The sequence below is a fragment of the Streptomyces sp. NPDC054863 genome, assembly GCF_053610825.1.
This window is the reverse complement of record NZ_JBSGZD010000004.1, coordinates 1-17,179: the sequence shown is the minus strand read 5'-3', so window position 1 is coordinate 17,179 and position 17,179 is coordinate 1. Positions and strand designations below refer to the sequence as shown.

The window sequence follows — 17,179 nt, the reverse complement described above, 5'->3', positions numbered from 1 at the left end:
TACGCCGCCCCTTTTGCCCCTGCTCGGGCGGGGTCATGCATGGGAAGCAGTGATTCCGGGGTGGAGGTAAGTCCGTTTCAGGACTGTTTCGACGGGCGGAAGGAAAGGTTCCACCCCCACATCCCTTTCCTTGGACCCGCTGCTTTCATTAGCATCGGCGCGCACGACCAATTCGCGGGTGCCTCAAGGGGGATCGATACCGTGGCCGCACTCCGACCACTGCTGACCGCCACCGCTGCCGGTGGGCTGCTGGCCGCGCTGTGGTTCGTACCGTCGGCGAACGCGACGGGGGAGGTCCCCGGGCGGACGGCCGGTAACGGCGGAGGGTCCGCACCGGCCCGGCAGGCCGCCCAGCCCACCACCGACTCCCCCGGCTCCACGGGCTCGGCCGCCTCCACGGACTCCGCCCGGACCCCCTCCGCGCCGGACGCGCAGCTCGCCCTCGCCGACACCGGCAGCGTCGACACCACCCCGTACGTCATCGGCGGTACGGCCTTCCTGGGGATCGGCGCGGGCTTCGTGACGTACTCGGTGCGGCGCAGGGGCCCGGCCGGGGCGCCCGGGGGCCTGGTCTAGGAGGCAGGGGGCCCTGGCCGGGAGGCCGTCGGCGGGTTCTCGTCCAGCTCGACCAGTTGCTCGTTCAAGGTGAGGTGCAGGTCGTTCAGGAAGCCCTCGAACTGCTGGAGCTGCTCGGGCGTGTAGCGGCCCAGCATGGCGTCCATGCGCGCCCCCAGCGGCCGGAAGAAGTCGTCGGTCAGCTCCTGGATGCGGGCACTGCCGCGCAGCGTGACGACCCGCCGGTCGGTCTGCTCGCGGGTGCGCACGACATGGCCCGCCTTCTCCAGCCGGTTGAGCAGCGCGGTGGTGGCGCCGGACGAGAGCTGGATGCGCTCGCTGAGGCGGGCCGGGGAGAGGGGCTCGCCGCGCTCCTCCCCGTACAGGATCTGGACCAGGGCCTCGGCGTCGGTGGTGTGCAGGCCGAGCCAGGAGGCGAACCGCCGCCCCACTTCCTGGTAGTCGGCCCCGTACAGCCGCAGCCCCTCGGTCAGCCGCTCCCGCTGTCCGCCGGCGCCCTCGGGGGCGGGCGTGCCGCGCTGCTTGCGCTCCGTCGCGTTCGGCTTGCGCTCCGTGGCATTCATCGAGGCTGTCCGCTTCTCTCTTCCGGGCCGGTACGTCACCGCCGCCCAACCTAACCGGCGACCGGGACCTCCTCCGCCGCCGAGGTGGCCGCCCGTACCCCCGCCGACGGGATGAGCACGGTGGCGATCAGGCCGAGGACCACGAAGCCCGCCGCGATGTAGCCGCCGAGGGTGATGCCCTCGGTCATCGCCCAGCGGGCGGCGTCGGCGACCGGTGCGGTCTGCGGGTTGCCTGCGAGGGGGCCGATCGCGGCGCCCGCGCTGTCGGTGACGGCGTGGGTGAGCTTGTCGGCCTGGGCGGCCGGGAGGCCGAGCCCGTCCAGCCTGTCGCCGAGCTTGTTGCTGAGCGTGGTGAAGAACAGCGTGGTCAGGACGGCGATGCCGAGCGCGGAGCCCAGCTGCCTGAAGGCGCTCTGGATGCCGGAGCCCTGGCCCGCGCTGCTGTCGGGGATCTCGGCGAGCACGACGTTCGTGACCTGGGCGGTCGCGAAGCCGACCCCGATTCCGTACAGGAAGAGGACGAACGCGACCGTCCACCACGGGCTGTCGGTCGCGGCGATCAGTCCGAGTCCGGCCAGTCCGACGACTTCGAGCGCGAGCCCGACCCGCAGTTGGTTGAGCGCGTGGACCTTGGCGGCGAGCCCGAAGCCGGCGCCGCTCGCGACGAAGCTGCCGATGGCGATGGGGACGAGCGCGAGTCCCGCCTGTACGGCGCTGTAGTCGAGCGTGAACTGCAGCCACAGCGGCAGCACGGCCACGATGCCGAACTCGCCGAGGCCGATGATCAGCGTGGCGATGTTGCCGTTGCGGAAGGAGGAGATGGAGAAGAGCCGTACGTCCATGAGCGCACGCGACGGGTCGCCGCTGCGGGTGATCGCCGCCTGCCGGGTCACGAAGGCCCCCAGGGAGACGACGGACAGGACGAGCGCGACCAGGACCGGCGAGGGTCCGCCGCTCCACTCGAAGCCGAAGAGGTCCAGCGTGCGGACGGTGGCGAACCAGCCGTACGTACGCCCCTCCACCAGCCCGAAGGCGAGCAGCCCGAGGCCGGCGACGGACAGGGCCGCACCGATGACGTCGATCCTCCCCTTCGTCTTCGGTGACGGCGCGATGTACAGGAGCGCACCCGCCGCGATGAGGATCGACAGCGGCACGTTGATGCCGAACGCCCAGCGCCAGGTGGCGTGTTCGGCCAGCCAGCCGCCGAGCAGCGGGCCCAGCGCGGAGGCGGCGCCGATGGTGGAACCCCACACGGCGAAGGCCTGACCGCGTGCCTTGCCGGTGAAGGTGGCGTTGAGGAGGGACAGCGAGGTCGGCAGGATCATCGCGCCACCGGCGCCCTGGAGGAAGCGGGCGACGACGAGCAGTTCACCGTTGGGCGCGAGCCCGGCGAGCACGCTCGTCAGACCGAAGATCACGACACCGGCGATGAAGATCCGCCGCGCGCCGACGAGGTCGGCGAAGCGGCCGACCAGCAGGAGCAGGGCCGCGAAGACGATCGCGTACGACTCCTGGATCCACTGCGTCTGGGCCGAGTCGACGTCCAGGTCCTCGATGACCGAGGGCACGATCACGTTCACGATCGTGGTGTCGACGACGATCAGCGCGACACCGAGGGCGATGGCGATGAGGCCGAGCCAGCGGCGGGTGTTGCTGTGGGGTGGGGGGCCTTGCATCACGATTCCTCCATGGTGAAGTATTTCCACGATGAAGGTAACAGCGGGGTGCGCCGATCCGCAACGCACGGAGGAGGGGCGCCCGGCGGTGTGCCGGACGCCCCTCCTCCGCGTGCTGCTGCTAGGCCAGCTTCCCCGTCACCGGCTCGACGGCCGCGACGAGGGCGCCGCTCCGTACGAACGCGTCGGCGGCGGCCAGGTCCGGCGCCAGGAACCGGTCGGGGCCGGGCCCCTGCACGCCCGCCGCACGTACCGCCGTGATGGCGGCCTGCGAGGCGGGTGCCGGGGTCAGCCCGTGCCGCAGCTCGATGCCGCGGGTGGCGGCGTACAGCTCGACGGCGACGATCCGGGTGAGGTTGTCGATGGTCGTACGGAGCTTGCGCGCCGCCGACCACCCCATCGAGACGTGGTCCTCCTGCATCGCGGACGACGGAATCGAGTCGACCGACGCCGGATTCGCCAGCCGCTTCATCTCGCTCACCAGGGCGGCCTGCGTGTACTGGGCGATCATCAGCCCGGAGTCGACGCCCGCGTCGTCGGCGAGGAACGCGGGCAGCCCGTGGCTCCGGTTCTTGTCGAGGAGCCGGTCGGTGCGCCGCTCGGCGATCGACCCGAGGTCGGCGGCGACGATGGCGAGGAAGTCGAGGACGTACGCGACGGGGGCGCCGTGGAAGTTTCCGTTGGACTCCACGCGTCCGTCCGGCAGCACCACCGGGTTGTCGACGGCGGCGGCCAGCTCGCGCTCGGCGACGGTGATCGCGTACGCGATGGTGTCCCGGCCCGCGCCCGCGACCTGCGGCGCACAGCGCACCGAGTACGCGTCCTGGACGCGCGGCGCGTCGTCCTGGTGGTGCCCGGTCAGCCCCGAACCCTCCAGCACCCGCAGCATGTTGTCGGCGGAAGCGCCCTGTCCCGGGTGCGGGCGGATCGCGTGCAGCTCGGGTGCGAGCACCTTGTCGGTACCGAGGAGCGCCTCAAGGCTGAGGGCGGCGGTGATGTCGGCGGACGTGTACAGCCGCTTCAGGTCGGCGATCGCCATGATCAGCATGCCGAGCATGCCGTCGGTGCCGTTGAGGAGGGCGAGGCCCTCCTTCTCCTTGAGCTCGACGGGCGCGATGCCGTGCTCGGCGAGCAGCTCGCCCGCGGGGCGGACGGTGCCGTCCGGCCCCTCGGCGTCCCCCTCGCCCATCAGCGTCAGCGCGCAGTGCGACAGCGGGGCGAGGTCCCCGGAACACCCGAGCGACCCGTACTCGTGCACGACCGGCGTGATCCCGGCGTTCAGCACGTCCGCCATGGTCTGCGCGACCTGGGGGCGTACGCCCGTGTGCCCGGACGCGACCGTCTTCAGCCGCAGGAACATCAGCGCGCGCACCACCTCGCGCTCGACGTGCGGCCCCATGCCCGCCGCGTGCGAACGCACGATGTTGCGCTGGAGCTGGGCCCGCAGCTCGTGACCGATGTGGCGGCTCGCCAGCGCGCCGAACCCGGTCGACACCCCGTACACCGGCTCGGGCTTGGCAGCCAGCGCGTCCACGATCTCGCGCGAGGCGGCGAGCGCCGCGACGGCCTCGGCGGACAGCTCGACACGGGCGTTGCCCCGGGCCACCGCGATGACGTCTTCGACGGTGGTCCCGGTGGTGTTGAGCACGACGGTGGCGGGGGCGGCGGGGGTGACCAGGGTGTGCATATCCATATTCAGGAGCCTACGTTTTGAATGCACGCCTGTCACTAGCAAAGCGGGGACGGGACCCTTACCTGCTGCCGACGGTGCGGCGGTCGGCGAGGTCATACACGTCGTACCCCTTCGACTTCGCGCCGGGTTCACCCCTCGTGAGGAACCAGCGGCGGTCCGAGCCCAGCACTGTCTGCAACTGTGGCCACTTGACGGTTCCGTCGTCCCACCGGTAGCTCACGGCGCCGACGGTGGGCGGGGCCCAGCCGAGAACCAGCTCGACGTGGTGGCCCAAGGCGCCCCCGGGCTCCGGCACCAGGACAGCGGCCGTGCGTGTGCCGCCCTTACCAGGGGCGGGCAGGGCTCCGTAGGCGAGGACGCCGGATTCGTCCTCCTCCCGGATCCCCGCCACGAAGAGGGTGCTGCCGATGCCGAACGGGAGCTTCGCCCCGGGGGTGCGGACGGCGCCGCCGGGCAGGACGGTGGGCCATGCCTTCCGGACGGCGGCGAGCTGCTCCCACGCCTCGGCCTCGGTACGGGCCGGGGCGTAGAGGTGGACGTTCACGGGCGTTTCTCCCCGGAGGAGGGTGGTAACCGGGTGCAGGGCGTCGACCGGCGCCCGCAGGGCCTCGCCGTCGACCGGGGCCGGGACCGACGACGGCTCGATCCGCTCCGGCGTCCAGGCCCCCCGCACCGAAAGGACGAACGCCACCGCGAGCAGCGGCACCGTCACCGCGACCACCGCCCCCACCACCCGGTGCACCGTACGAGGACGGCGGCCCGCCGGGGCCACGTCGCCGGGGGCGTCCTCCAGGAGATCCCCGTCCGCCGCGCCCCGTACGACCGGGAGCTCCGCGACCAGTACCGCCCCCGGCCCGTCGCCGTCCGCCACGTGCAGCGACCCGCCCTGTCGTGCGGCGATCTCCCGGGCGATGGCGAGGCCGAGTCCGGCGCCGCCGTCGGCCCGGGTGCGGGAGTCGTCGAGGCGGGTGAAGCGTTCGAAGACGCGCTCGCGGTCGGCGGGCGGGATGCCGGGGCCGTCGTCCCGTACCTCGACGCGTACCGTCTCGCGCGTCCCGTCCGTGCCGAGGACGACCTCCACCTCCGTACGGGCGTGCCGGCAGGCGTTCTCCAGCAGGTTGCGCAGCAGCCGCTCCAGCCGGAGGGAGCTGCCGGTGAGCAGGGGCAGGTCGGCCGGGGCCGTGCAGGTGACGCGCAGGGCCCTGTTGCGGCGCAGGTGGCGGAGCTCCTCGACCAAGTCGCTTGCCAGGTCGGCGACTTGAACCTCCTCGTCGACGCCCGGCACGGGCCCGTCGATCCGGGTGAGCAGCAGGAGGTCGTCGGTGAGGTGCTGGATGCGCTCGATGTCGGTGAGCGTGCCGCGCACGGTGTGCGGCCAGTCGACGCCTTCGGGGTGGGTGAGGGAGGACTCCAGCGAGGTGCGCAGGCTGGCGATGGGGCTGCGGAGTTCGTGCGAGGCGTCGGCGACGAAGCGGGCCTGCCGGTCGGCGGCGGCCTGGAGCCGGTCGAGGGTGGCGTTGAGGGTGCGGGCGAGCTGGTGCAGCACGCCGCCGATGGCGGGTACCGGAACCCGGCGGTCCAGGGACCGGGCGGTGATGTCGGCGAGCTCGGCACGCATCGCCTCGACGGGGCGCAGCGTGAGGCGGGCGGCGACCCAGCCGGTGACGACGAGGAGGAGGGTGACGCCGACGACGAGCAGCCACAGGAATCCGCCGTCGTCATGGCCGGGGAGGCGGTCCCACGGGCGTACGAACCCCCACACCGACCCGGCCACGACCAGCGCCGCACCGAGGGCGGCGGGGGCCCGGCGGGACCCGGCGCGCCAGGGCACGAGGCGCCCCAGCGGCTCGGCGGCCACCCAGGCGGCGAGGGCCACGAGCAGCGCGGTCAGCGGGACCGCAAACCCGTACCCGGCGCGCAAGGCCGCGCTGCTGGTCTCCCAGGGGGCCGCCTTGTTGAGGTGCTGCGCCCAGATCAGGTGCGCCCAGAGCAGCGCGCCGGTGGTACCGGACACCACCAGCACCACCCGCATCCGCCGGACGGCGAACCACACGGCGGCGGCGACGAGCAACGCCCCGACCGGCAGCCCGAAGGCCAGCAGCCCGTCGACGACCGGCCGCAACCGCAGCTGCGCCCCCGGATCCACCACCTCGACCTGCCCCCGGGGCACCACCCGATCGGCGACCAGCCAGAAGGTCACCACCAGCCCCACCATGAGAGCTGCGGCGAGCGCGGCGACCCAGGTGACCCGTAGCCGTAGCCGGGCAGCACGACCGCCCGCCCTGGCGGAACCTCCCCCGGCCGCACCGCGTGCCGCCTCAGCCACCGTCGCCCGCCACCCGGTAGCCCCCGCCCCGCACCGTCCCGATCGCCGCCCGCCCGAACAGCACGTCGATCTTCTTGCGCAGTGCGCTCACGTACACCTCGACGATGTTGAGGTCGCCGTCGTACGACGCGTCCCACACCTCGTCGATCACGTCCACCTTCGGCACCACCTCCCCCGCCCGCCGCGCCAGGCACTCCAGTACCGCGTACTCCTTCCCCGTCAGGAGGATGCGGACGTCCCCCCGCCCGCACTCCCTCGCCGCCGGGTCCAGCCACAGGTCGCCCAGCCGCAGTACGGTCCTGGTGCGCGCGCCCCCGCGTCGCAGCAGCGCCCGCAGCCTCGCCTCCAGCACCACGTACGAGAACGGCTTGGCGAGGTAGTCGTCCGCGCCCGTGTCGAGCGCCTCCGCCTCGTCGTACTCGCCGTTCTTCGCGGTCAGCATCAGGATCGGGGTGTCGATCCCGGCCCGCCGCAGCCGCTCGCACACCCGGTAGCCGTTGAGGCCGGGCAGCATGATGTCGAGGACGATCGCGCTGTACGGGTGCTCGGTCGCCCGCCACAGCCCGTCGAGGCCGTCGTGCGCCACGTCGACGGCGTACCCGGCCGCGCCGAGCCCCCGCTTCAGGGACGCGGCGAGCCGCTCCTCGTCCTCCACCACCAGCAGTCTCATGCGGTTCAGTATTCACGCAGGCGCGCAGCCTTCCTGAAGGGATCTTCAGGGAGCTTCAGCGTCGTCTCAGCGGGCGGGAGCGACACTCCCCCGGTGTTCGCCACCCCGCCCCACAGCACCCCGCCCCGGACCCGCCCCACGGAAGCCCCCGGAGCTCCCGGAGCCCCCGGAGCCGTCCGCGCCCCTCGCCGCGCCACTCACCGTGCCTCCCGCCGCGCCTCCGCCGTGACGGCCGCGCTCGCCTTCCTCCTGTACGGCGCGTACGCGCTCCAGATGCACGCCCGGTTCCGTACGACCGGCTACGACCTCGGCATCTTCGGCCAGGCGATCCGCTCGTACGCCCAACTCACCCTCCCCGCCTCGGAGATCAGGGCAGCCACGGGACCGGACCCCGACGCACCCTTCCCCCTCCTCGGCGACCACTTCCACCCGATCCTCGCCACGCTCGCCCCGCTCTACCGCCTCGCCCCGCACGTCGAGACCCTGCTCCTCGCGCAAGCCGCTCTCGCGGCCTGGTCGGTGTACGTGATCACGCGCGCCGGGGGCCGCCGGATCGGCGCCGCGTACGCACTCTCCTGGGGCGTCCAGAAGCTCATCGGCTTCGACTTCCACGAGGTGGCCTTCGCGCTCCCCCTCCTCGCCCTCTCCCTCGCGGCGTACCGGGAGGGCCGGTGGCGGGCGTGTGCGGCGTGGGCGGCAGGGCTGGTCCTGGTCAAGGAGGACCTGGGGGCGACGGTCCTCGTCCTGGGCCTGCTGCTGCTCCGCCGCGACCGCCGGGCGGGCCTGACCCTGTGCGTACTGGGCCCTGCGGCGGCAGCCCTCGCCGTACTCGTCGTGCTCCCCCACTTCAACCCCGCCGGCGGCTACACCTACCTCTCCAGCGCGGGCGGTACGGACGCGGGCGCCCCCGCCGGCCTGGACACCAAGGCCGGCACCCTCCTCTGTCTCCTGCTCCCCACCCTCTTCCTCGCCCTGCGCAGCCCGCTGCTCCTGCTCGTACTTCCCACCCTGGCCTGGCGGTTCACCTCCACCAACCCGATGTACTGGGACACCGACCACCACTACTCGGCGGTCCTGATGCCGATCGTCTTCTTCGCCCTGATCGACGCCCTGGATCGCAGGCTGCCGCCAATACCCCACACCCGTACGGCAGTTGTGATCGTGGCCGCACTGCTTGCCACCGCCCTCCCCTTGGCGGAGGCCGCACGCCCCACCTTCTGGCGGGACCCACCGACGGCATCGGCCGGCCGCCACGCGCTCTCGCTCGTCCCCGACGGGGCCCGGGTCGCCGCCACCAACCGCCTCGCCCCCCACCTCACCGACCGGACCACGGTCCACCTGCACGTCCCGGGCCGCCCGGACGCACGGGTCGACTGGCTGATCCTGGACACGACGGACACCACGTTCTCCGCAGACCCGCCGAGTGCCACACAACCCGGCTTCCGCCAGGTGTACGCGGTGGACGGGTATGTCGTACTGCGTCGTTGCTGTCCCAGCCGTCCCGAGCCGCCAGGAGTAGGTTCAGGGCCACGAAGTTGATCAGTTGATCATTCGAAGGGGAAAGCCAAATGCAGCACTTCATCCGGCCGGAGGGGACTCCTCCCGTCAACGGATACAGCCACGCCGTCTCGTACGCCGGGCAGATGGTCGCCGTGTCCGGGCAGGTGCCGGTGGACCGGGAGGGCCGCGTGGTGGGCGAGGGGGATGCCGAGGCCCAGATGCGGCAGGTCTACGCGAATCTGACGACGGCCCTCCGGTCAGCGGGCTCCGGCCTCCAGCACGTCGTCAAGCTGACGGTGTACCTGACCGACCTGGGCGATCTGCCCGCGTTCCGCCACGTGCGGGACGAGCACCAGGATGCCGCTCGGCCTCCCGCGTGCTCGCTGGTACAGGTGGCCGGCCTGGTCAACCCGGCATTCCGGGTCGAGATCGACGCGCTGGCCGTGGTCCCGTCGGCCGAGGGCTGAGCAGGGGTCAACTGCCGCTCACATCACGTGGGTCGAGGCCCGCCGGAAGAGCACCGCCCAGAGGAACGGCTCGCCGAAGCACCGGGAGTCGGCGGGCTCGTCCTGCATGCGGCGGAGTTCGACTTCCGTCAGGCCGGGGAGCTCCGCGAAGATGCGGCGGAGCGATTCCGGGGTGTACGCGAGCCCGCCATGGAGTTGCGGACGAGCCGCGCCGTACAGCTCCGCGTCCGGGAGTTCGCAGCCCATGCCACCCTCGCCCGCCGCGAAACAGGTCAGGGAGAAGTGCCCGCCCGGGGCCAACAGACGGCCGATCAGGGCGAGATGGCTGACGCGTCGGTGCGGCGGGAGATGGTGGAAGCATCCCGAGTCGTGGATCAGGTCGTACGGACCCGGCAGTTCGGCTGCGGTGAGCGCGAACGCGTCGGCGCGGTGGAGGCGGAGCCGGGACGAGACCTCCGGGCCCGCCTCGCGGGCGCGGTCCCCGGCCCAGGCGATCGCCTTCGGGGAGAGGTCGACGGCGTCCACCTCGTAGCCTGCGGCGGCCAGGTGGAGGGCGTTGCGGCCGGGGCCGCAGCCGAGGTCGAGGGCCCGACGGGGGCGGGTACCGCCCGGCGGGACCAAGCCGCTGTCGAGGTACGACACCAGGTTCTCGTCCGGCTTCGACACGAAGAAGGGGACGGGCCTGTCGCGGTCCGCGTAGAAGCCGTCCCACCAGTCGGACGCACCCTCGGTCCAGCGGTCGGCCTCCGGTGCGAACAGGCCGTCCAGCAGGTTCATCACGTCGTCGACGGTACGTATGTCCCGGTCCATCAAGGCCCCCAAGCGGTCTCTGGCGTACGGGGAAATTTTAGGAGGAGGGGAGGGAAAAGCCCAGGCCAGAGGGGGTTTGGTGGCGCGTCGGCGGAGCCGGGAACGGCGGCCTGGCGGGCTCCGGCGCGAAGCGGCGGACCCGACCCCTGCCAGCGGGGGAACATCACCGCACCGCCCCCGTTCCGGGCCGCCAGGGACCCTTCTACGGCTTCGCCGAGGCGGGTTCCTGGCACGCGCGAGGAGTGGAACATCCACGCAGGGCCCCGGCCGGCCCCGTACAGCCCGGCCAGCCCGATCGGACCCGCACAGGGCCCCGGCCGGCCCCGCACCGCCCTACTCCCGCCCCGCCCCCCGGAACCGCCTCCGGTCCCCCGCCCCCGGCAGGGAACTTCGCGGCGCCTCCGCCAGCGGGAGCACCGCCCCGTCCCGGCCCGCCACCACAGGCGTGCGCGAGCGGGCCGCCTTGGCCCGGTACTGGGCCGCGTCCGCCAGGCGGAACAGGCGGCGGGCCGAGGTGATCTCGCCGATCGGGTCGCCGGTGGAGGCGACACCGCACGCCACCCCGTCCCCGTACTCCAACTCCGTCGCGCGCATGCACAGTTCCTCGGCCGCAGCGACCACCTCGTCGGCCGTCGGGCCCACCGACAGCAGGCAGAACTCGTCGCCGCCGAGGCGGGCCGCCAGCGCGCCCGGGAGCATGGCGCCGCAGCGCGAGAGCACGCAGCCGAAGCGTTCCAGGAGACGGTCGCCGGTCGCGTGGCCGTGGGTGTCGTTGACCTGCTTGAGGCCGTTGACGTCGCAGACGACCAGGCTGACGACCGCGCCCGACGCGCGATGTGCCTCCACCGCCTCGTCGAGGCGTATGTCGACGGCACGGCGGTTCGCGAGGCCGGTGAGGGGGTCGGTGAAGGCCAGGGTGCGGACTTCCTCCAGGCGTTCGGTCTGGACGATCCCGGCGGCGATGACGGAGGCGAGGACCGTCGCGAAGTCGGCGTCCGCGCGGTCGAAGACCGGAGCCCCCGGCGGCCGGGCCACGTACAGCTCGCCCCACGCCCTGCCGTGCAGCACGATCGGCGCGACCACGCAGCAGCCCCTGCCCCGGCGGCGCAGGGCCGCGACGCGCTGGTGGCAGTAGCCGGGGCGGGGCGACGCCGGGCCGTCCGCCGTCTCCACCCAGGCGTCCGGTTCGCCGCCGCCCGCCCACTGCTCGTGCAGGAATTCGGTGATCTCGGGGAACTGGTGGACCGGGTACGTCTCGTCCTCCGGGAATTCCGCTTCGCCCGGTGCACGCTCCCCCTCGTTGACGAGGACGCGGAGGCGGCCCGCCTCCCGTTCCCACACCGAGAGCGCGGAGAAGCTGCCGCCGAGCGCGTCCCGCACGCCCAGCGCCGCCGCCCGCCACGTCTCGCGCGGGGTGTGTGCCGCCGCCATCGCCTGTGCCAGCGCGACCACGGCCTTCACCCGTACGTCCTCACCCATTCGTACAGATTAGGCCGGTTTTGTACGCACCCCTGCCTTTTGTACGCGCCCCTGCCTTTGCACTCACCCCTGCCTTTTGCACTCACCCCCGCCTGGGGACCTGTACGGGCACCCCGTGTGTCACTCGCCGGGCCACTGCGGCTTGCGCTTCTCGTTGAACGCGGCGACGCCCTCCGCCCGGTCCCCGGAGAAGGCCACCGACCGCCAGGCCGCGTCCTCCACCTCCAGGCCCGCCCGCAGGTCCAGCCCCTGACCGAGCCGCAGCGCCTTCTTGGCCGCGCGCAGGCCGACGGGGGAATTGGCCGCGATACGGGCCGCCAGCGCGAGCGCCTCCTCCCGCGCGTGCGCACCGGCTTCCGCCAGTACGTCGACCAGGCCCAGCTCCGCCGCCTCCGGCGCCTCCACCCGGCGCGCCGTGAACACCAGCTCCGCCGCCCGCGCCGCCCCGACGCGGCGCGGCAGCAGCTGCGTACCGCCGCCGCCCGGGATGACGCCCACGGAGACCTCGGGAAGGCCGACGACGGCCGTCGCGTCGGCGACGATCAGGTCGCAGGCCAGCGCCAGCTCGTAGCCGCCGCCGAGGGCGAAGCCGTGCACGGCGGCGACCGTCGGCATCGGGAGGTCGAGGACGCCGGTGTACGCGGCGCGGGCGGTGGGGCGCTGGCGGACCAGTTCGGCGTCGGTGAAGGAGTTGCGCTCCTTGAGGTCGGCGCCGACGCAGAAGGCGCGGTCGTGGGAGGAGGTGAGGACCGTCGTACGGACGTCCTGGTCGGCGGCCAGCGCCGTGCAGGCCTCCGCGATCGAGGCGGCCATCGCACTGGACACCGCGTTCATCGCCTTGGGCCGGTCCAGGACGAGCTCGGCGACGTGACCGCCCTCGCCGTGGCGTCGTACCGCTACGAATTCTCCGTACCGCTGCTCGTCCATGCCTGCCACGACTGCACCCTCCCGGTTAACGATCGTTTCCGGAAGGATCCTAGGCACGGGGTCAAGGGCTCAGGAAGAGTCCGGCTTCGCGCGCCGGCCCAGCATCCACGGTTCCACTATTCCGAGTCCGCGCACCGGACGCTGCCACATCGGCTGGAGGCCGAAGCGGTACGTGGGGGCTTCCGTGCCCTCCTTCTCCGCCTTCTCCGCCTCGGCGGCGGCCTCCGCCTCGGAGACCGGGGCGTCGCCGGTACGGGACAGCTCCTCGGCGAGCGCACCGTCGACCAGGACGGTGTCCTTGGCCGCTATCGACGTGAGCCGGCTGGCCAGGTTCACCGTCGTGCCGAAGACGTCGCCCATGCGGGTCGTGACGGTGCCGAAGGCGATGCCGACGCGCAGGGCGGGCATCGTCTGGTCGTGCGAGAGGGTCTCGATGAGGCGCAGCGCGATCTCGGCGGCCGTACCGGCGTCGTCGGCGCAGTAGAGGACCTCGTCGCCGAGGGTCTTGATGAGCCGGCCGCCGTGCGCGGCGACCAGGTCGGCGCAGGTGGTCTCGAAGGCCTCGACCAGTTCGCCGAGTTCTTCCTCCTCCAGGCGGCGGGTGAGGCGGGTGAAGCCGACCAGGTCCGCGAAGCCGACGGCGAGCCGGCGGTCCACCATCTCGTCGTCGTCGGCGGCCTGCACGACCCGGCCCGTCGCGGCGGCGAGCTGCCTGCGCCACACGTAGACCAGGAACTCCTCCAGCTCGGGCAGGAGCAGCTCGACGAGGGGGTACGTCACCTCGGTACGGGTCATGCCGGGCTCGGGAGGCTCCGTGAGGCCTTCGAGAAAACTGTCGATCTGCCATTCGGCCAGGCGGGCGGTGGTCTGCCCGGTGGAACGGGCGACCTGGACCGCCATCGGCTCACTGAGCAGCCCGGCCTCGACCAGTCCTGCCAGCCGGCGCAGGGCGAGGACGTCGGCCTCGGTGAGCGCCTTGGCCTGGCCGATGTCGGGGAAACCCATGGCGCGCCAGAAGCGGGAGGCGAGATCCATGGAGACACCGGCGGTACGGGCCGCCTGGAAGGCGGTGTACCGGCGCTCGGCGCCGAGGATGAGCTGCTCCAGGCGGATGGCGAGGGGGTCGTCGGAGGGTTCGGCGGTGTGGTCGACCTCGTGGAACACCGGGGACGCGGGTGGGGCCTTGGGGGGCTCCTGGGCTTCTCGGACCTCGCCGTTCTCCCGGTTCTTCTCCGGGGTCCCGGGAGTCGCCGGGGCCTGTGGAGTCGCCGGAGTAGAGGGGTTGGGGTCCGAGTCCCCGTCGGACGTGGTGTCGTCGACGGTCACCTGCCGCCTCCTGCCCGTTCCCTGCGCACTGCTCTGCCGCCACCTGTCGATCTGTCGCGCGAACTGATCCGGACCGCCCGTCACGGACCGCGTGCCGCGGGTCGCCTCAACGATACGGCAGATGTGCCCTGGCTCACTCCCGGCCTGGCGGGGCGGGTGGGGTGCACGCCGTGCGGCTGAAGTACTCCGCCCGGCCCGAACATCAGGGCCACGCCTTCAGGGGCGCGGGGAACTGCGCGACCGGCCACAGCGCACCCGCACACACGAACCGGCCCCGGTACCCCTACCCCTGCGGGCGCAGATGCACGACGTCCCCCGCCCCCACCGGCCTCTGCACCCCGTCCCCCGTCCCGATGACCAGGCGCCCGTCGCCGTCCACCGCCACCGCCTCGCCCGTCAGTACGTGTCCGCCGGGGAGTTCCGCCCGTACCGTCCGGCCCAGCGTCGAGCAGCCCGCCGCGTACGCCTCCTGGAGCCGGCTGCCTGCCGGGTCCCCGTCGGCCTTGCGCCAGGCCTCGTACCACTCCTCGACCGAGCGCAGCACGGCCCGCAGCAGCGGGTCCCGGTCGAGGGTGGTCGCGCCCGCCAGGGCGAGGGAGCCCGCCGTCGGGACGGGGAGCTCGTCGGCGCGCAGGGACACGTTCAGGCCGACGCCGACCACGACGCCGTCCCCCACCCGTTCCGCGAGGATGCCGCCCGTCTTGCGTTCCTCGCCGTCCACCGTGACCAGCAGGTCGTTCGGCCACTTGAGGGCCGTGTCCACGCCCGCCGCCCGGGACAGCGCGGTGGCGACCGCGACGCCCGTCAGGAGCGGGAGCCAGCCCCAGCGTTCCACGGGGACGGACTCCCCCGGCTTCAGGAAGAAGGAGAAGAAGAGGCCCGAGCGGGCGGGCGCCGACCAGCGGCGGTCCAGGCGGCCCCGGCCCTGTGTCTGTTCCTCGGCGACGAGCACCACGCCCTCCGGGCCACAACCTCCGCGTCCGGCCAGGTCGCTGTTGGTCGAGCCGGTCGACCCGACGACGTCGAGCGAGGTCCACAGCCCGCCGGGGCGGAGCAGGCCGCGGCGGAGCGCGGCGGGGTTGAGCGGAGGCCGGTCCAGGTCGGACCAGCGGCCTTCTGAAGCATCGGGAGGCGTCATGCAAGCCAGCGTAGGTGTGGCAAACGACGCACTGCCGCAGGGCAGTCCCGCGATTACGCTACGGACCAGTAGCCGTCCGTACCGTCGCCGTTGACCGCCCACGTTGACCCGTTGCCGTTGACGCAGTCGAAGCAGGGAGCCGCATCCCCGTGTCCGCACCGCAAGAGAATGACATCCACACCACCGCGGGAAAGATCGCGGATCTCAGCCGCCGCATCGAAGAAGCCACCCACGCGGGTTCCGAGCGTGCGGTCGAGAAGCAGCACGCCAAGGGCAAGCTGACGGCGCGCGAGCGGATCGAACTCCTCATGGACGAGGGCTCGTTCGTCGAGCTGGACGAGTTCGCCCGGCACCGCTCCACCAACTTCGGCATCGAGAAGAACCGGCCGTACGGGGACGGCGTGGTCACCGGGTACGGGACCGTCGACGGCCGGCCCGTCTGCGTGTACTCGCAGGACTTCACCATCTTCGGCGGCTCGCTCGGCGAGGTGTACGGCGAGAAGATCGTCAAGGTCATGGACTTCGCGCTGAAGACCGGCTGCCCGGTCATCGGCATCAACGACGGCGGCGGCGCCCGCATCCAGGAGGGTGTGGCGGCCCTCGGTCTGTTCGCGGAGATCTTCCGGCGGAACGTGCACGCGTCGGGCGTCGTGCCGCAGATCTCGCTGATCGTCGGCCCGTGCGCGGGCGGGGCCGTCTACTCGCCCGCGATCACCGACTTCACGGTGATGGTGGACCAGACCTCGCACATGTTCATCACCGGGCCCGACGTCATCAAGACGGTCACGGGTGAGGACGTCGGCTTCGAGGAGCTGGGCGGCGCCCGCACCCACAACACCACGTCCGGTGTCGCGCACCACATGGCGGGCGACGAGAAGGACGCCATCGAGTACGTGAAGTCGCTGCTCTCCTACCTGCCTTCGAACAACCTCAGCGAGGCGCCCGCCTTCCCCGAGGAGGCGGACCTGGAGACCAGCGACGAGGACCGGGAGCTGGACGTCCTCATCCCGGACAGCGCCAACCAGCCGTACGACATGCACACGGCGATCGAGCACGTCCTGGACGAGGGCGAGTTCCTGGAGACCCAGTCCCTGTTCGCGCCGAACATCCTCACCGGCTTCGGCCGCGTCGAGGGTCACCCGGTGGGCATCGTCGCCAACCAGCCGATGCAGTTCGCCGGCTGTCTCGACATCAACGCGAGCGAGAAGGCCGCGCGCTTCGTCCGCACCTGCGACGCCTTCAACGTGCCCGTGCTCACCTTCGTGGACGTGCCCGGCTTCCTGCCGGGCGTCGACCAGGAGTACGGCGGGATCATCCGGCGCGGCGCCAAGCTCATCTACGCGTACGCCGAGGCGACCGTCCCGCTGATCACGGTGATCACCCGCAAGGCGTTCGGCGGCGCGTACGACGTCATGGGCTCCAAGCACCTCGGCGCGGACCTCAACCTGGCCTGGCCGACCGCGCAGATCGCCGTCATGGGCGCCCAGGGCGCGGTGAACATCCTGCACCGCCGCACGATCGCCGCCGCCGAGGACCAGGAAGCCACTCGCGCCGAGCTGATCGCGGACTACGAGGACACCCTCCTCAACCCGTACGTGGCGGCCGAGCGCGGTTACGTCGACGCGGTGATCATGCCGTCCGAGACCCGCCGCCACATCGTGCGCGGGCTGCGCCAGTTGCGCACCAAGCGGGAGACCCTGCCCCCGAAGAAGCACGGCAACATCCCGCTCTAGGAAGGGAGTTCGACCCCCATGACCGACATGACCAACATGACCAGCATGATCAAGGTGGTGCGGGGCAACCCGACCCCGGAGGAGCTGGCCGCCGCACTGGCGGTGGTCCAGGCCCGTGCCGCGTCCTCGGGCAGCGTGGCGCCGGGCCCTTCGACGCCGCGCCCCGCCTGGTCCGACCCGGCCAGGGTCGCGGCACTCCGGCTGCCGCGGCCGGGACCGAGCGCGTGGGGGCGTACGTACTGGCCCTCGTAGCCCACTGAATTAGTCATTCCGCACGGTGGCGCCTGAGTACACG

The 17,179-nt window shown here is 72.5% G+C and carries 15 protein-coding genes; 5 read left to right on the top strand and 10 right to left on the bottom strand.

The features are described from left to right. Window positions 1–201: 201 nt before the first annotated feature. Window positions 202–576: a hypothetical protein gene (locus ACWGIG_RS01635; RefSeq protein ID WP_453319456.1), complete on the top strand. Its 375-nt coding sequence runs from the start codon at window positions 202–204 to the stop codon at window positions 574–576. On the opposite strand, the gene ACWGIG_RS01630 is transcribed toward ACWGIG_RS01635, so the two are convergent. The 5 genes from ACWGIG_RS01630 to ACWGIG_RS01610 all read right to left on the bottom strand — a co-directional run bounded on the left by ACWGIG_RS01630 (window position 573) and on the right by ACWGIG_RS01610 (window position 7,504). Then, complete coding sequence (locus ACWGIG_RS01630; RefSeq protein WP_453319455.1) at window positions 573–1,139, bottom strand: MarR family winged helix-turn-helix transcriptional regulator; 567 nt, start codon at window positions 1,137–1,139, stop codon at window positions 573–575. The genes ACWGIG_RS01635 and ACWGIG_RS01630 overlap by 4 nt on opposite strands. Before the next feature lie 50 nt (window positions 1,140–1,189). Continuing rightward, complete coding sequence (locus tag ACWGIG_RS01625) at window positions 1,190–2,815, bottom strand: DHA2 family efflux MFS transporter permease subunit (protein WP_453319454.1); 1,626 nt, start codon at window positions 2,813–2,815, stop codon at window positions 1,190–1,192. A 121-nt stretch (window positions 2,816–2,936) separates the two neighbouring features. After that, window positions 2,937–4,502: a histidine ammonia-lyase gene (hutH, locus tag ACWGIG_RS01620; protein ID WP_453319527.1), complete on the bottom strand. Its 1,566-nt coding sequence runs from the start codon at window positions 4,500–4,502 to the stop codon at window positions 2,937–2,939. Between the two features lie 64 nt (window positions 4,503–4,566). Further along, window positions 4,567–6,834 (bottom strand): sensor histidine kinase, encoded by a 2,268-nt coding sequence (locus ACWGIG_RS01615; protein ID WP_453319453.1) that lies wholly within the window; start codon window positions 6,832–6,834, stop codon window positions 4,567–4,569. Further along, a complete protein-coding gene (locus tag ACWGIG_RS01610) occupies window positions 6,827–7,504 on the bottom strand; it encodes a response regulator transcription factor (protein WP_453319452.1) in 678 nt (225 codons plus the stop codon). Before ACWGIG_RS01610 ends, ACWGIG_RS01615 begins: the two co-directional genes overlap by 8 nt. A 93-nt stretch (window positions 7,505–7,597) precedes the next feature. On the opposite strand from ACWGIG_RS01610, the gene ACWGIG_RS01605 reads away from it, so the two are divergent. Both ACWGIG_RS01605 and ACWGIG_RS01600 read left to right on the top strand, forming a co-directional pair. After that, window positions 7,598–9,043 carry a DUF2079 domain-containing protein gene (locus ACWGIG_RS01605; protein WP_453319451.1) on the top strand — a complete coding sequence of 482 codons (1,446 nt, stop codon included), beginning with the start codon at window positions 7,598–7,600 and terminating at the stop codon, window positions 9,041–9,043. Between the two features lie 29 nt (window positions 9,044–9,072). Further along, on the top strand, window positions 9,073–9,471 hold the full coding sequence (locus tag ACWGIG_RS01600; RefSeq protein ID WP_453319450.1) for a RidA family protein: 399 nt from the start codon (window positions 9,073–9,075) through the stop codon (window positions 9,469–9,471). An 18-nt stretch (window positions 9,472–9,489) separates the two neighbouring features. On the opposite strand, the gene ACWGIG_RS01595 is transcribed toward ACWGIG_RS01600, so the two are convergent. From ACWGIG_RS01595 to ACWGIG_RS01575, 5 genes are all read right to left on the bottom strand, one after another. Continuing rightward, window positions 9,490–10,281, bottom strand: coding sequence for a class I SAM-dependent methyltransferase (locus ACWGIG_RS01595; RefSeq protein ID WP_453319449.1), 792 nt, complete (start codon window positions 10,279–10,281; stop codon window positions 9,490–9,492). A 333-nt stretch (window positions 10,282–10,614) separates the two neighbouring features. After that, window positions 10,615–11,760, bottom strand: coding sequence for a diguanylate cyclase domain-containing protein (locus ACWGIG_RS01590; RefSeq protein ID WP_453319448.1), 1,146 nt, complete (start codon window positions 11,758–11,760; stop codon window positions 10,615–10,617). 120 nt (window positions 11,761–11,880) lie between these two features. Further along, window positions 11,881–12,687: an enoyl-CoA hydratase/isomerase family protein gene (locus tag ACWGIG_RS01585; RefSeq protein WP_453319526.1), complete on the bottom strand. Its 807-nt coding sequence runs from the start codon at window positions 12,685–12,687 to the stop codon at window positions 11,881–11,883. A 69-nt stretch (window positions 12,688–12,756) separates the two neighbouring features. Further along, window positions 12,757–13,851 (bottom strand): adenylate/guanylate cyclase domain-containing protein, encoded by a 1,095-nt coding sequence (locus tag ACWGIG_RS01580; RefSeq protein ID WP_453319525.1) that lies wholly within the window; start codon window positions 13,849–13,851, stop codon window positions 12,757–12,759. A gap of 445 nt (window positions 13,852–14,296) precedes the next feature. Next, window positions 14,297–15,151, bottom strand: coding sequence for a biotin--[acetyl-CoA-carboxylase] ligase (locus ACWGIG_RS01575; protein WP_453319447.1), 855 nt, complete (start codon window positions 15,149–15,151; stop codon window positions 14,297–14,299). 149 nt (window positions 15,152–15,300) lie between these two features. Here ACWGIG_RS01575 and ACWGIG_RS01570 point away from each other — a divergent pair, with 149 nt between their 5' ends. Beyond that, window positions 15,301–16,884, top strand: coding sequence for an acyl-CoA carboxylase subunit beta (locus tag ACWGIG_RS01570; RefSeq protein WP_453319446.1), 1,584 nt, complete (start codon window positions 15,301–15,303; stop codon window positions 16,882–16,884). Window positions 16,885–16,929: 45 nt separating this feature from the next. Then, window positions 16,930–17,136 (top strand): acyl-CoA carboxylase epsilon subunit, encoded by a 207-nt coding sequence (locus ACWGIG_RS01565; RefSeq protein WP_453319524.1) that lies wholly within the window; start codon window positions 16,930–16,932, stop codon window positions 17,134–17,136. Window positions 17,137–17,179: the final 43 nt, after the last annotated feature.